Origin of the sequence: Bacteroides sp. AF34-31BH, from assembly GCF_003602795.1 — a bacterium.
Lineage (GTDB): Bacteria > Bacteroidota > Bacteroidia > Bacteroidales > Bacteroidaceae > Bacteroides > Bacteroides uniformis.
Genome location: NZ_QTLV01000001.1, coordinates 153042 through 168272, shown reverse-complemented (window position 1 = coordinate 168272; position 15231 = coordinate 153042). Strand labels below are relative to the sequence as shown.

The following is a 15231-nucleotide window of genomic DNA, read 5'->3' as shown; positions in this document are numbered from 1 at the left end:
AACGGGAGTTAAAAACGGAAGGCGGCTTGGACGAAGACATAGGGGTGGCTGTATACTTATCAAACCTATAAAAGTTTTGATGTATGAAACACAAGTTAGCCTTTTTAAGACTCCTCCGCTTTTTTGTCGGGAGAAGTGGTAATCGGAACGCAGTGCGGACTGTCTGTCTGGCATTGTTTCTAAGTATTTCCTTTAGTGCTTATTCCCAAATCACAATCAGCTTCAAGGAGCAACCGTTGAGGTCTGCCCTGAAGCAGATAGAGCAGGTGAGTGTCTATAAGTTCTTTTACAATGAGAGCCTGCCGGATTTGGACCGGAAAGTATCGTTGAATGTGCAGGATGTAACGATTGACCAGACTATGCAGCAGCTTCTGGCAAAAACGGCTCTTTCGTACAAGCAAGAGGAAGGAAATGTAATTGCTCTTATTCGCAAACCCACGCAAAACGCTTCATCTGCAAAGAAAATAACCGGAATTGTTGTAGATGTCAATGGTGAACCCATTATCGGCGCTACTGTCATGGTGAAAGGAACGTCCAATGGAGGAATTACCGATATGGATGGTACATATTCTCTCATGGATGTGCCTGGAGATGCCATGATTTCAATTTCCTATGTCGGATATAAGACCGTAGATATTAAGGTAACGGATAAATCGCTGGCAAGAGTGACTTTGAAAGAGGATACGGAAATGCTTGATGAAGTTGTGGTTGTAGGCTATGGAGTACAGAAGAAGAGCGATATAACCGGTTCCGTATCTTCCGTGAAATCAGAAGAATTGCTCTCTGCTCCCAATACAAGTACGGCGCAGGCTCTTCAGGGACGCGTATCGGGTGTTGTAGTACAAAACACCAGTGGTGACCCTGCTGGAGCTGTCTCTATCCGTATTCGCGGCTCAAACTCTCTGACCTACGGCAACGACCCTTTGGTGATTATCGATGGTGTACAAGATGGAAACATCGGTAGCTTGAATCCTAACCAGATTCAATCCATAGAGGTTCTGAAAGATGCAGCGGCCTTGTCTGTATACGGTTCTAAAGGTGCCAATGGCGTCATTCTTGTAACAACCAAGAACGGTACAACCGGCAAAGCACGCATCTCTTATAATGGATTTGTTTCATTTGACCAGGTAAGGAAGAAGTTACCTTCTCTGAATGCGACAGACTATGCAACTTTGCTGAATGAAGCGAGAATTGAAAACGGGCAGAATCCGATTTTTATGCAGGATGAAATTGCTGCTTTAGGAGAAGGAACCAATTGGCAGAATGAAATATTCAAAGAAGCCATATCCCATACGCATAATGTCAGTGTGAGCGGTGGAAAGGAAGGTATATCTTATTTTCTGGCGGGGGGATATGTTGACAAGCAAGGGGTTGTCTTGAATACGGATTTCAGGGAATATACTTTCCGCTCAAATTTTAAGATACAAGCCAACAAGCGTTTGAGCTTTATACTGAACACCTTTGCTTCCTATAACAAATCACAGAAAGGTGAATATGAACAAGCTATAAGTTCGGCATTGCAATGGTCGCCCACCAAGAAGGTTTATGATTCCGAAAGCGAAGGCGGCTATACGCAGCCGGGCGGTGTAGGGCCTACTTCGTTCAATCCGGTAGGATATGCCAAGGAGTTTGTAAATGATAACTCTGCTTCCGTGTTTAATGTTGCTGTCACGGGTGAATATAAGTTTTGGGATTTCCTGAAATTTTCGACCTTGTTTTCATACAAGACCAATAGCCGGACTTCAGGCTATTTCGACAATCAGGTAGTGAACAACGGTCCGACTACGGAAGTAAGCGGAAGCAAAACGCAGTCTAATTATATTGCATTGCAAAGTACCTCAATCCTTACTTTCGACAAATCTTTCGGTAAGCACAATGTGCAGGCAACCGGTGTTTACGAAGTGCTGAAAGATAGCTATGATGGCACGACAGCATCAGCCAAAGGCATCCCCGTGGGATTGGGATACAATGGAATACAGTTTGGTTCTATCTTGCAGCAGCCTTGGGCGGAAACTTCCAAAACAACCATGCAGTCGTTCATGGGACGCGTCAATTACAGTTATCAGAAGCGGTATATGTTGTCGGCTTCCGTTCGTTACGACGGTGCCAGCCAATTGGCCGAAGGGCATAAATACGACGGTTTCACAGCCTTTTCCGTAGGATGGAATTTGATGGAAGAGGCTTTTATGGAGAGATTCCGTCATGTTGTCCCCGAATTCAAGTTAAGGGCCAGCTACGGAACGGTGGGCAATGCGGCTGTTCCGTCGTTTGCCTCCCAGTTGAAGTTTACTCCCGGCTTGGATGCCAACAACAATCCTACCCTTGCCATTTCCCAGTTGAGTAATGAAAACCTGAAGTGGGAACGTACGAATGAGCTGAATGTAGGTATCGACAGCCGTTGGTGGGGCGGCAGGCTGAGTTTTTCTGCCGAGTATTACAAGAAGAAGACAACCGATTTGTTGATGTGGCAGAAGGTGCCCACGGCATTGGGAGTAGAATCTATCCTGACAAATGTAGGCGCGGTATCCAATCGGGGTTTTGACTTGACATTCGGTGGTATTCCCGTATCGACAAAAAACTTCAAATGGGATATAAACTATACGGTGAACTATAATAAGAACAAAATTCTGGAACTGGATGGCCTTTCCGATATGATGATTTACACCAGCAATGCCGACTTTCCCGGATTGGTAGGCTCTTACGTGCAGATGGTAGGACAGCCGATGGGTACATTCCTGGGCTACACCTTTGCCGGAGTGTGGAAACAGAATGAAGCGACTACTGCTGCCTTGTATGGTGCTAAGCCGGGAGATGCCAAATATGCAGATCTCAACAAGGATGGAAAAATAGATAAAGACGATATCGGCATCATAGGCAATGCGCAGCCCACATGGAGCTTTGGCTTCAACAATACATTTACCATCTACAATTTCGACTTGAACATCTTTTGGCAGGGAGTAGCGGGCAATGATGTTTATAATCAGAACCGTGTGCGTCGTGAAGTCTATTCTTCGGATGCTTTTCCTACCAATCCGGTTATAAAAGAGCGTTGGACGCCGGAGAACGAAACGGACATTCCGTCATTTTCGGGAACAGAATACGTCAACTCTTCCCGTTGGGTTGAAAAAGGCGCTTATCTGCGGTTGAAGAATATCACTTTGGGCTATCGTCTGCCCCGGCAACTATTGTCGAAGGCAGGGTTCAATGCTGCCCGTATTTATGTGAGTGCCAACAATCTTTGGACGATAACGAACTATACCGGATATGACCCCGAAGCCAGTATGGGAACCGACGCTACTGCTGCCGGGGTAGACCGTGGCATCTATCCCTCGGCCAAGAGCTTCTTGGTGGGTTTGGATATTACATTTTAACTGATAAATTAAGGATATATTATGAAAATAAAGATGAATATAAAAAGAATGGTAGTGGGATTGATGGCCGTTACCATCTGTTGTGGATGTGCCGATTTATCGGAAGATTTGACCGGACAGCCCACATCTGACAAGTTCTTTAAGACAATTGTCGATTTCAACAGTTATATTTCCGGAGCTTATACCCCCCTTGTCAAGCTCTATGGAGAAGATGCACCCTACGTTGCGTGTGCCGGTGCGGAAGATGTATGTACCCCGGTAGTCAGATGGAAAGGATTCGAGCAGGTTAACATTAACACAGTAGGCAATCCGGAAGAAGTGACGGATATTTTATGGAACAATTGTTATTCGAGCATCAGTGCATGTAATACTACGATAGAACTGGTTGCACAGAATACGAATCTCACGGCAGAGGAGTTGAGCCCCATTGACGGCGAAGCCAAATTCCTCCGTGCTTTCGGTTACTTTCAGCTGGTTCGCTGGTTTGGTGAGATTCCTTTGCTGACGGAGGCCAATCAGAAGAATGCGTCGGTGGAACCGCAGGCTGCCATAGCTGATATTTATAAACAGATTGTTGTGGATTTGCAGTCGGCGGAAACGACACTGCCTTCGAAGCGGGAAGACCGTACCCGTCCCACAAGCTGGACGGCAAAGTCCTTGCTGGCAAAGGTATATCTCACTATGGCAGGCTTCCCGTTGAACGACACTTCATGCTATGCGCTGGCACGTGATAAGGCTGGAGAAGTCATCAATGAGAAAGTTTATTCGTTGGAGAGACATTTCTTCGACTTGTGGCTGTATGATAACAGACAGACTAATTCCGAATTTATTTTCACCCTTTATGGCAATTCCATCAGCAGGACGGGCGGTTATCAATTCCGTGCCACTCGTCCCGATGCCAATGGTGAAGGAGGTTGGGCCGACTGGACAAGCGACAGCCGCTTCTTTGATATGTTTCCTAAAGGAGATGGCAGCCGTGTGAAAGGTACTTTTTATCTGACCATGATAGACGGAACCCCGTGGGAGCAGACAAACACGGCTCAGCCCTACGTAGGGAAACTGCGCGATGCCGGTCCTGCAAGCGGCGGATATTACAATGCGCCCATCGGGAGCGGGCAGAATGCGGATGGCTTTTACTGCATGTTGCGTTATTCTGATATATTGCTTATATATGCCGAGGCTGCCAATCTTGCAGAAGGAAGCCCTTCGCAAAAGGCTTATGATGCACTGAATGAAGTTCGCAGAAGGGCAGGCTTGCCCGAACTTTCCGGCTTGACGGCGAAACAGTTTGATGACGCGGTTCTTGACGAGCGAAATTGGGAGCTGGCGTTTGAATGTAACCGCTGGTTCGACCTCTGCCGCCGTTATCTGTTGAAAGAGAAATTGTCTCCTTGGTATCCGGAATCAACGATAGACGACCATAACTATCTGCTGCCGAAACCGAATGACCAGTTAATGATTATGACCGGAGTAAAGCAGAACCCCGGATATTGACAATAACCTTAAAAAAACGAACAAGATGAAAAAGAATATATTTTTGTTTTGGGTACTTTTAAGTACTTTGGTTGGTGGAGTGTCTTGCAGCAGCGAAGAACTGCCTGCCAATCCCACGATAGTGTCTCCGGTATCTTCTCTGGTGTTGTCGGTCGAGGGTATGGACTATGTGGCGGTGCCCAGGTTGAAGGAAGACAAGACGCTGGATAATGTATTGACCCTTGAGGTCAGAAAGGCTTCGACAAAGGCCGTTGTGAAATCAATCGTTCTTGCAGATGCCTCGGCTGAGGCTAACGTTGCCGTAGGTGACGAGGTGACTTTTACCGGCAACAGATGGGAGCTTGTCTTGAAACGCGGCATGGAAACCGGAAGCTATTTTGTTGAGATGGTCTACAATGAACCGCCGTTTATGTACTTCGTCAAAACCGGAGACTATGGACCGGAAGGAGAAAGATATTATGTCAATCCGGACAAATCGCAAAAGATTGCTTCCATCAACTATGATACCAAGTTTGAGGGATATATTGATTTGACCGGAACGAATTGGGATAATATCGGTCTTGTTGCTTCGGATTTGTCTTCCTACTACGACTTCTCCGGTGGAGCCGACGGTTCAAGCTGCTCGTTCGAGATGGTGAAGAAAGAGTCTGCCGGTGGAAATGTTTTTGCTTGCGATGGTCCTTGGGGAAACTGGACTTCCAATAACGGAACCCCCGAAATTACTTCTCCGGGCGTATGGAAGATTAATTTCGATGCGGCGACTCAGGTGATGACGCTGCTCCACACGCAATGGGCGGTTACAGGCTCTGCCATCAGTTCCTTGAAGGCTATGACCTATTCTTCGGAAACGCGTCTCTGGAGCCTGGATACGGATTTGTCGCCAGGAACGCTGAAGTTTACCACCATTGCTGTCGGTTATGGCGACCCGATAATTGTATATGGAGCGTCCGAAGGACTTTCCAAACTGTCGGAAGAGGGTACGGACATAGAAATCGGGACGGCTGGGAATTATACGATTACACTGAATTTGAGTCAGCCGCCGTATTATGACTATTCAATCAAGAAAAACGGATGACACTTATGAAAAAAATTACATTATTATTGTCTTCTTTGTTCTTTTTCTCCCTTGGAACGAGTGCTTGTTCGGACGAGGCGCCATCCGGAAACACTGAAAAACCGGAACTGCCGGTCAATCCCGAGCCGCCCGTTACCCCTTCGGAGACTTTGAAAGGCTCGTTTGAAAGTAAGTTTGTGAGATATGCTAAAGGACAGAAATTTATCGGGCAGGAGGATGATAGGCTGGTGACTACGGTATGGAAAGACACCGTATGGCAGAATGAGCGCGTGCATAAGCAGATTGTGCTTTGGACGGAATCAAAACGATATGATGACTTGACGTACGAAATCGGTGACCTGCTGTCCGGCGGCAACCGTATTGCTTCTTCCAATCTGCATTTGCGTTTTCCATCCTATGTGTTGGGAGATGAAAAGGCTCTTGTTTGCAATGAATACCGCACGCATACTTCGGTACAGATTGCGGATAAGTTGTCCGAAGAGGCAGTCAGAACAGTGACTGCTTCGGAACCGGTAAAACTTTGGCTGACTGCCGACATTCCTGCGGGCACCGCGCCTGGAGAGTACGAAGGCACGGTCACCGTAAAATCGGGTGGTGAGGTGCAACTGACGTTCACGGTAAGGTTGCTGGTTGTCAATCATGCCTTGCCTCCGGTGAGCGAATGGGCTTTCCATTTGGATTTATGGCAGTTCCCTTTCCAGCTGTCCGGCTTGTGTGCTGATAATGGGCAAAAAGTTACTCCTTTTTCGAGTGAGTATTTCACTCTGGTGAAACCATTCTATCAGTTGCTGGCTGATGCCGGACAAAAGGTTATCACTGCCTATATCAAGGACGGCGCTTTCAACAAAGGTCAAACCATGGTTAAGTGGCATGAGGCTGCTGATGGGAAATGGAGCTTCGACTATACCGGTTTCGACAAGTTTGTCGCTCAGATGATGTCGTGGGGGATTGGCAGACAAATCAGTTGTTTTTCTCTGGTGGGATGGAACACTTCCATCGGATATACCGATGCTTCGGGCGAAGCCCGGACGTTGAAGCTGACAGTGGGGAGTGACGAATACCGGACTGTTTGGAATGAGTTTCTGGATTCCTTTGAGCGTCATCTTAAAACGAAGGGTTGGTTTGAAAAGACTGTTCTTTATATGGACGAAATCAGGGAAGATGAAATGCGGCAGGTGGTATCTTTCATAAAGCAGCACAATCCGGATTGGAAAATAGGACTTGCCGGTAGTGCCGTCTCCTCCGATGTGGAGAGTGCTTTTTATGACTACAGCACCATTTTGGGATATGACCGCACATCGACGAATGCTGTTGCCACTTTCTATACCAGTTGCGCGCAGAGCATCCCCAATGCCTATGTAAGTCTGGATAACAATCCGGCAGAGATGGTGTGGGTGGCTTGGTATGCCAAAGCCAAAGGATTGAACGGATTCTTGAGATGGGCTTACGATTATTGGACCAAGGCCGACCCGCAGGATGTGAGGGATGGAAATAACACGGCGGGGGATTTCAGCCTGATTTATCGCAGTGACAACTCTTTGTCTTCAGTCCCCTTGTCGAGCATTCGTCTTGAATTGCTTCGCGAAGGTATACAGGATTATGAAAAAATGCGCATCCTCTCCACCAATCTGATGAATCCCGTTGTGCAGAAGTTTACGTTGACTTCGGGAAGATTCGCAGGGGAAATAGTGACGGAAGCACAAGGTATGTTGAAAAAGATTTCTGCTGAATATTAAAAAAGGATGATTATGATTAAACTTGAAAAAATATTTGTATTGCTCTTTTTGCTGGGATTGTCAGTAAGGATGAGTGCTGTCGGTCTGGATAAACGATTTCAGATACTGCCTCTGCCGCAGCAGATGGAAATTCAGAAAGGGAAAGGCATAAGTGCCGGTGAACTCTCTTTTGTCACCATGAAAGGGGAAGGAGAAATCCCGGTTCTGAGAAATATGCTGGATGCGCTTCCGCGATATGCGGTGAAAGGGGTAAAAGGCGTGACACTCTCAATGACCGGAAAGGATGTGCCCGCATCTCCCGAAGGGTATGTATTGGAAGTCTCTTCCAAAGGGGTTGCCATCCGTGCCCGTTCTCATGCCGGACTGTTTTATGGTTGCCAGACCTTGGAGCAGCTGATGGAAGACAGCCATCAGTTTTCATTGGAGATACCGGCGATGAAAATTACGGATTATCCGGCTATAGCCTATCGCGCCGTACATCTGGATACAAAACATCATCTGGACCGGACGGAATACTATTATCGCATGATTGACAAACTGGCAAGGTATAAAGTGAATGCCGTGATATGGGAGCTGGAGGACAAGCTGCGCTATACCCGTCGTCCCGAAGTGGGTGCGCCAAACGCCATCGGCAAGCAGGAAATGCAAGCCATCTGCCGCTATGCCGAAGAACGGAACATCAACATCAGCCCTCTGGTGCAAGGGTTGGGACACGCCAGTTTCATCTTGAAGCACCACTGGGAGCTGCGCGAGAGTGAAAAGAGTGATTGGGAATTCTGTCCTTCCAATCCCCGCACATACGAAGTTCTGTTCGACCTCTATCGGGATGCTATGGAAGCGATGCCACAAAGCAAATACCTCCATATAGGCGGCGATGAAATATCGGCCATCGGCATTGATGAGCGTTGTAAGGCAACCGGCAAAACGGCTTTTCAGTTGCAGATGGAGTGGCTTAAAAAGGTATGCGATTTTGCGGTGGCACACGGGCGGACTCCTATATTCTGGGACGATATGCCGTTGAAATATGCCAATCTGTGGTGGCTTCTGCACCGCAATGTGCCGGACGATGAAGTCATGAAGAACTGGAATACGGCGGAATTGGATAAAGCGATAGATATGTTTCCCAAGAACTGCATCTACATGCGCTGGCATTACGAAGACCCTACCATTCTGCCACATCGGATGCTGCTTAATTGGTATCATAAGAAAGGTCTGAAGGTGATGGGAGCTACTTCCGCGTCTACCGGGGAAACTCCGTTTATACCGCGTAATAATTCCAGGGTACAGTATATCAAGGATTTTTGCGCTTTGGTTGCCGAAAATCAGTTGGAGGGAATTTTGACCACGGCATGGGATGACGGCTCGGCCCATCTGGAAACTGTTATGCGCGGTTTCATAGCGCAAGGGGAGTATGGCTGGCATCCCGGCGGGAGGACGATAGAAGATTTCATCACAGCGCATGCCCGGCGTGAGTTTGGTTTGCAACGGAAACAGATGGATTTTCTGGCAGAGATGGAGAAAGCCGCCTTTTTCTTTGACGGAGCGCTGGTTGTTTCCGGTTCGAGGAATCCGGCTTGGGGAGTGACCGAGGCTTTTACCTTGATAGAACTGCCTGATGCCGGGGCGCCGGGAAAGTGGAGCAGGAAGTACGAGAATAGATTGGATTCTGCCCGTATTGAAGCCGCGCGCTATGAAAGAATAACCAAAGGATTGCAGGACGCAGAATCCCATGCTTTGCGCAATCGTTATACATTGGATATTTATGAGCAGACCGGACGTTTGCTGAACTATCCGGTACGGTTATTGATGGCTTTGGAAAACTATGATAAAGCGAACGGAGAGGATGAGCGTGCGGCAAGTCTGAGGCAGATTAAAAAGGTGTGTTCTTATTTTAAGGAGATGCGTGCGGAGCTTGAATCTGTATATTCGCAAACCCGCTTCATGAGCAATCCCGAGGGGTATATTGCCGACCAGAATCACCACCGCCATCTTGCTGCAATGACCAATAACAGCGATTGGCTGTATCTTTATGAACTTCCGATGGTGGAAAAAATAGAGTCGTGGATGAAGACTTTGGATGAATAGAGAAACTGATTAACCTTAGACTAAGTCTCGTGGTCTGTCGGATACAGACCGGAAAGTTTTCAATAGGTATTGTTGTTCCGGGAAAATGCGCTTTGCTGATTCCCGGAACTTTTGTATGGATGAACGGAGAAACTTTATATCTCGGTTTCTGTTTTTAAGTATTATTGAAGTATCGGAAATGTGCAGACAAGATTTGTAGTATTACAGAATTGTTACAGAATTTATCCTTACCTTTGGCGCTTTAACAAAAAACGGCTTATGGTAAGTAATATATCTTCGTGCACGAAAGCACTCGTTTTGCTGATTTCTTTGCTGGGTGTTTCGTCTTTTTCCCTGCGGGCGCAGGAGAAGGATTTTGCCACTTGGGCGAATGTCGGTTTCGAATATAAGTTGAAGCCGGCATTTACTGTTTCCGGTGGGCTGGAGTGGCGTACAAAGGATGATTTGGGAAAGACAGACCGGTGGGGGCTGAAGGTGGGGGGAAGCTATAAGCTGTTGCCTTTCCTGAAGCTTGGAGCCGGGTATGAGACGCATTACCGCAACCGGGGGGCGGATGGCTGGAAGTTCCGGCACCGCTACCGTTTGGAAGGCACTCTGTCTGCCCGTGTGCAAAGGGTGAAACTGTCTTTGCGTGAGCGCTTTCAGCATACGTTCGATGGGCATAGGGATGAGTTCCGCTTGCGTTCGCGTGCGAAGTTTGCCTATGACATTCCGAAGTGCAAGCTGGAGCCGTATGCTTCGGTCGAGATGTATAATGGTCTGAACAGGACCGAGCATTTCGGGGTGAAACGGATGCGTTATCGCGGGGGAATCACGTTGCCTCTGTCCGGGCGCTGGGAGGCGGACCTCTTTTATTGCAGGCAGTGGGAGCAGGATAAGCGGAAGAATATAGTAGGGGTGGAGTGTGCTTACAGCTTCTGAGAGGGGTGAAGTCCGGTTATCCTATTTCTTACTTTTCCGGTGTTCCTTTTTCAGATAGAAGTTGAATCCGGCGTATACTTGGAGGATGCCGAACCCGTTGTTCAGGGAGAAACTGTTCTTGTAGTAGTCGTATGTCCTGCCTACGAATGAGGTACCCACGAAGTATTTGCTGTTGTTGTATACCACGCCTGCACGCAGGATGAAGTCGATATTGAAGTTCTTGTACCAGTCGTCCGCTTCCCGTTCTTCGGTCTTCTCTATGCGCGATGTCTTGTAGGCGACCGCCGGATTGAACGACAGGCAGGCGAGACAGTTGCGGGCAAACACCCAATTGTAGGCATAGCCGACGTTGAGGCTGATGTTCGTGTATTTGATGTGCTTCACCTTCATGCCCGGATTCATGTTTTCCTGAATGATTTGGGGCAGCTTGGTATAGTCGAAGTCCAGATTGTGGGTGGATACGGAGAATCCAGCAATGAAAGAACCTGCATTGCGGCGCTGGTTGGTGGACTGGCTGAAGGCGGCCGGATAGGAGAAACGCCGGTTGTTGAAAATGTAATACAGATTCAATCCCTTCATCTTTACTTTCAATCCGTTGAAGTCTTCGGAATAATTGGAGGGAATCTCGTCGGAAAAGCCGGATACCTTGTGTATCTTATAGTCGTTTCCGGTGCTGCGATAGAAAATGTCGACTCCCAGTTTGGAACTGTAAAGACTGAGATCAAACTCCGTACCGCGCTTTTTCTTGCTTTTCTTTCCGTAGAGCCAGTCCGTATCGACAGCCCATCCCAGGAATATCCAACGCCATCCGAAGTAAGCGCCTATCTTGTTGTGAGGGTTGGGCGAGAAACGGAGCCGCTGGTCGTCATTGCCCACGGAGTAATACTCGTAATTGGTGAAATGGTCGAGCATCAGGGCGTAATTGTACCGGTTGGGACTGATATAGGTAGTGTCGAAGTCGCTGAAGTTGAGGAATTTCTTCAATGCTTTTCTGAAGGTATTTTTATATACGATGCTGTCGCATGCGACAGAACCGTTCTCCTTGTTTTGCGCAAACAATGAGAATGTAAATAATATCCATAAGCAGAAAAAGGCCCCTCTTTGCATCTTGTTGTTCTCTCTCATTTATACAAAGCTAAATAAAATAACCGGTTTTTGAACAGTATCCCGCTAATTTTTCTCTGAAAAAGGCATCAATAATTTGTAGTTCTCAATCGGAATGACTAATATTGAACGTCTTATTGAGAGACTTTATGAATCAAAACCAGATAAAGAAGAATACGATATGAAGAAGATTATCAATCCGTGGAAAGATATGGAGGGCTACAACTGTTTCGGTTGCTCTCCCGACAATGAAGCCGGTGTGAGAATGGAGTTTTATGAGGACGGTGACGAGGTGGTGAGCATCTGGAAGCCGCGTCCGGAGTATCAAGGGTGGCTGAATACGTTGCATGGAGGCATCCAGTCCGTATTGCTGGATGAAATCTGCGGCTGGGTCGTGTTCCGCAAGCTGCAGACCGGCGGGGTGACATCGAAAATGGAAACCCGCTTCCGCAAATCCATATCGACCAACGACACGCATGTGGTGCTGCGGGCTTCGCTTCGCGAGCAGAAGCGGAATATTGCTATCATAGAAGCACGCCTATATAATAGCATGGGCGAACTTTGCACAGAAGCCACTTGCACCTACTTTACCTTTCCGAAGGAGAAGGCGGAAGCGGAAATGCATTTCCATAGCTGCGAAGTAGAGCAGGAGGAAATATTGCCGTTGATTTAATTGTTTCACCACAGATTACACAGATTTGCACAGATTATTTTTATTCCAATCTGTGCAAATCTGTGTAATCTGTGGTGAACTAAGATGAATTTGAAAGAAAAAATAAACTTTTTGTGATAAATCTTTTGGAGTTTCAAACTTTTAGTTTACTTTTGTCGCATTAAAATCCAAAAAATATGAAGAATATCGTTGCACATCATCACCATCATCATCCTAACGAATAACTCGGTGGGCGTATGAGTGTATATGTACAACAGATGACATAACAGACGAGGCTTGCCGAATATTGGTAAGCCTCGTTTTGTTTTCTGTCATCTCATTCAAAATAGTAAATAGTAAATCGTAAAATAGTAAATAACCTTATGTTAAGAATTGCAGTACAAGCTAAAGGTCGTCTTTATGACGAGACCATGTCATTTTTGGGAGAATCGGATATTAAGTTGAGTGCCATGAAGCGTTCGTTGTTGGTGCAGTCGTCAAACTTTCCTCTTGAAGTGTTGTTTTTGAGGGATGACGACATTCCGCAGTCTGTGGCTACCGGAGTGGCTGATATAGGCATTGTGGGTGAGAATGAATTTGTTGAGAAGAATGAGGATGCGGAGATAATCAAGCGTCTGGGATTCAGCAAGTGCCGTCTGTCTCTTGCCATGCCGAAGGATATTGAGTATCCGGGGGTGAAGTGGTTTCACGGAAAGAAGATTGCGACATCTTATCCGGGTATCCTTTCCGGCTTTTTGAAAGAGAATGGGGTGAATGCGGAGATACACGTCATTACGGGGTCGGTAGAAGTGGCGCCGGGCATCGGTCTGGCAGATGCTATTTTCGATATTGTAAGTTCCGGTTCTACGCTGGTGAGCAACCGTTTGAAGGAAGTGGAGGTTGTGATGAAGTCCGAAGCGCTACTGATTGGCAACAAGAACATGAGCGAGGAAAAGCAAGAGATATTGAGGGAGCTGTTGTTCCGTATGGATGCCGTGAAGACAGCCGAAGATAAGAAATATGTGCTGATGAATGCCCCGAAAGAGAAACTGGATGAGATTGTCTCTGTACTTCCGGGCATGAAGAGCCCCACGGTAATGCCTTTGGCACAAGAAGGCTGGTGCTCGGTACATACGGTGCTCGACGAGAAGTGTTTCTGGGAGATTATCGGAAAGCTGAAAGCGCTGGGGGCAGAAGGCATTCTGGTGCTGCCGATTGAGAAAATGATAATTTAAAGCCTCGAGGATGTGTCAAAAGTATATAAACGCTTTCTTTATGTTACGACATTAGGTACGAATTACGCGAAATAGCGCGGAATCGGTAAAATGAATCCGTGAAATCCGCGTAATCAGCGCCTAATAGAAAGTCTTCAGAGAGTTTTGACACACCTCCAATAATATCATGGTTTATGCATAAATCTTTAAAAACATGTCATTATGATATTGATTAGTAATCCCGATAAATTCCAGTGGCAAGAGATTCTGAAACGTCCGGTGATGAATACGGAGAATCTGTTTGATACGGTGCGGAGTGTTATTGACCGTGTGAAGGAGGAGGGAGACCGTGCTGTGCTGGATTATGAAGAAAAATTTGATAAAGTGGTGTTGGCCTCGCTGGCAGTGTCGGAAGAGGAACAGCAGGAAGCGGAAAACCTGGTGAGTGAAGACTTGAAAGCAGCTATTCGCCTGGCAAAGCAGAACATCGAGACTTTCCACGCCGCACAACGCTTTGAGGGCAAGAAAGTGCAGACTCAGCCGGGGGTGACCTGCTGGCAGAAAGCGGTTGCCATAGAAAAGGTGGGATTGTATATCCCCGGAGGAACGGCTCCGCTGTTTTCTACGGTACTGATGCTGGCCGTTCCCGCCAGGATTGCCGGATGCAAGGAGATTGTTCTCTGCACCCCTCCGGGACGTGACGGAAAGGTACATCCCGCTGTGCTGTTTGCCGCAAAAGTGGCAGGTGTCAACCGGATTTTCAAAGCTGGCGGCATACAAGCCATTGCCGCTATGGCATACGGAACGGAAAGTGTGCCTAAGGTTTACAAGATATTCGGTCCGGGAAATCAGTATGTCACGGCTGCCAAACAGCTTGTGAGCTTGCGTGATGTGGCGATAGATATGCCGGCAGGACCTTCGGAAGTAGAAGTTTTGGCTGACGAAACAGCTAATCCGATTTTTGTCGCCGCCGACTTGTTGAGCCAGGCAGAACACGGAGTGGACAGTCAGGCTATATTAATTACGACCTCTGTCGAATTGCAACAAGCTGTAAAGGTGGAAGTGGAACGCCAACTGGCCTTACTGCCACGTAAAGAGATTGCCGAAAAGTCTCTTGCCAATAGCAAACTGATTGTAGTGGACAGCATGGCAGAAGCCATTGAATTGACCAACGCGTATGCTCCCGAACATCTTATCATAGAAACCGAGGATTATCTTTCCGTGGCAGAACGTATCGTGAATGCCGGTTCCGTATTCCTGGGTTCTCTTACTCCGGAGAGTGCGGGAGATTATGCTTCGGGCACAAACCATACCCTGCCGACAAACGGCTATGCTAAAGCATACAGCGGTGTCAGCCTCGACAGCTTTATCCGCAAGATAACTTTTCAGGAGATAAAGCCGGAAGGATTAAATATCATCGGCCCTGCCATCGAGCTGATGGCTGCCAATGAACAGCTGGATGCGCATAAGAATGCTGTGAGTGTGAGACTGGGGCAGTTGGAAAATGGAAATGGAAAGTTGAAAATTGAGAGCTGATGGCTTAAAGTAATTTTAATCGTAAATTGTCAAATCATAAATA

General features: G+C 47.1%; 10 protein-coding genes. 9 read left to right on the top strand and 1 reads right to left on the bottom strand.

Translation table 11 applies throughout. From position 1 onward, the window contains the following. Positions 1-83: 83 nt before the first annotated feature. The 6 genes from DWZ67_RS00750 (at position 84) to DWZ67_RS00725 (ending at position 10682) form a co-directional block, all read left to right on the top strand. Positions 84-3371, top strand: coding sequence for a SusC/RagA family TonB-linked outer membrane protein (locus tag DWZ67_RS00750; RefSeq protein ID WP_117887679.1), 3288 nt, complete (start codon positions 84-86; stop codon positions 3369-3371). A gap of 33 nt (positions 3372-3404) precedes the next feature. Further along, positions 3405-4865 (top strand): RagB/SusD family nutrient uptake outer membrane protein, encoded by a 1461-nt coding sequence (locus tag DWZ67_RS00745; protein ID WP_120137962.1) that lies wholly within the window; start codon positions 3405-3407, stop codon positions 4863-4865. A gap of 25 nt (positions 4866-4890) precedes the next feature. After that, entirely contained in the window at positions 4891-5940 is a 1050-nt protein-coding gene (locus DWZ67_RS00740) for a hypothetical protein (protein WP_057089556.1), read from the top strand. Between the two features lie 5 nt (positions 5941-5945). Next, on the top strand, positions 5946-7676 hold the full coding sequence (locus DWZ67_RS00735) for a DUF4091 domain-containing protein (RefSeq protein WP_120129484.1): 1731 nt from the start codon (positions 5946-5948) through the stop codon (positions 7674-7676). 12 nt (positions 7677-7688) lie between these two features. Continuing rightward, positions 7689-9761, top strand: coding sequence for a family 20 glycosylhydrolase (locus DWZ67_RS00730; RefSeq protein WP_120129266.1), 2073 nt, complete (start codon positions 7689-7691; stop codon positions 9759-9761). A 258-nt stretch (positions 9762-10019) separates the two neighbouring features. After that, positions 10020-10682: a DUF2490 domain-containing protein gene (locus DWZ67_RS00725; RefSeq protein WP_005832731.1), complete on the top strand. Its 663-nt coding sequence runs from the start codon at positions 10020-10022 to the stop codon at positions 10680-10682. 21 nt (positions 10683-10703) lie between these two features. Here DWZ67_RS00725 and DWZ67_RS00720 read toward each other — a convergent pair whose 3' ends face one another. Next, complete coding sequence (locus DWZ67_RS00720) at positions 10704-11807, bottom strand: DUF4421 domain-containing protein (RefSeq protein ID WP_394810581.1); 1104 nt, start codon at positions 11805-11807, stop codon at positions 10704-10706. Positions 11808-11967: 160 nt separating this feature from the next. On the opposite strand from DWZ67_RS00720, the gene DWZ67_RS00715 reads away from it, so the two are divergent. The 3 genes from DWZ67_RS00715 to hisD all read left to right on the top strand — a co-directional run bounded on the left by DWZ67_RS00715 (position 11968) and on the right by hisD (position 15188). After that, positions 11968-12459, top strand: a complete 492-nt coding sequence (locus tag DWZ67_RS00715; protein WP_005832726.1) for a PaaI family thioesterase — start codon at positions 11968-11970, stop codon at positions 12457-12459. A 362-nt stretch (positions 12460-12821) separates the two neighbouring features. Continuing rightward, positions 12822-13673, top strand: a complete 852-nt coding sequence (hisG, locus tag DWZ67_RS00710; protein WP_044467625.1) for an ATP phosphoribosyltransferase — start codon at positions 12822-12824, stop codon at positions 13671-13673. 201 nt (positions 13674-13874) lie between these two features. Next, a complete protein-coding gene (gene hisD, locus DWZ67_RS00705) occupies positions 13875-15188 on the top strand; it encodes a histidinol dehydrogenase (RefSeq protein WP_120137961.1) in 1314 nt (437 codons plus the stop codon). Positions 15189-15231: the final 43 nt, after the last annotated feature.

Excerpts from the sequence above, each read along its gene's own strand:
- DWZ67_RS00750 (WP_117887679.1), top strand. The coding sequence starts at position 84 with ATGAAACACAAGTTAGCCTTTTTAAGACTCCTCCGCTTTTTTGTCGGG.
- DWZ67_RS00745 (WP_120137962.1), top strand. The coding sequence starts at position 3,405 with ATGAATATAAAAAGAATGGTAGTGGGATTGATGGCCGTTACCATCTGT.
- DWZ67_RS00740 (WP_057089556.1), top strand. The coding sequence starts at position 4,891 with ATGAAAAAGAATATATTTTTGTTTTGGGTACTTTTAAGTACTTTGGTT.
- DWZ67_RS00735 (WP_120129484.1), top strand. The coding sequence starts at position 5,946 with ATGAAAAAAATTACATTATTATTGTCTTCTTTGTTCTTTTTCTCCCTT.
- DWZ67_RS00730 (WP_120129266.1), top strand. The coding sequence starts at position 7,689 with ATGATTAAACTTGAAAAAATATTTGTATTGCTCTTTTTGCTGGGATTG.
- DWZ67_RS00725 (WP_005832731.1), top strand. The coding sequence starts at position 10,020 with ATGGTAAGTAATATATCTTCGTGCACGAAAGCACTCGTTTTGCTGATT.
- DWZ67_RS00720 (WP_394810581.1), bottom strand. The coding sequence starts at position 11,807 with ATGAGAGAGAACAACAAGATGCAAAGAGGGGCCTTTTTCTGCTTATGG.
- DWZ67_RS00715 (WP_005832726.1), top strand. The coding sequence starts at position 11,968 with ATGAAGAAGATTATCAATCCGTGGAAAGATATGGAGGGCTACAACTGT.
- hisG (WP_044467625.1), top strand. The coding sequence starts at position 12,822 with ATGTTAAGAATTGCAGTACAAGCTAAAGGTCGTCTTTATGACGAGACC.
- hisD (WP_120137961.1), top strand. The coding sequence starts at position 13,875 with ATGATATTGATTAGTAATCCCGATAAATTCCAGTGGCAAGAGATTCTG.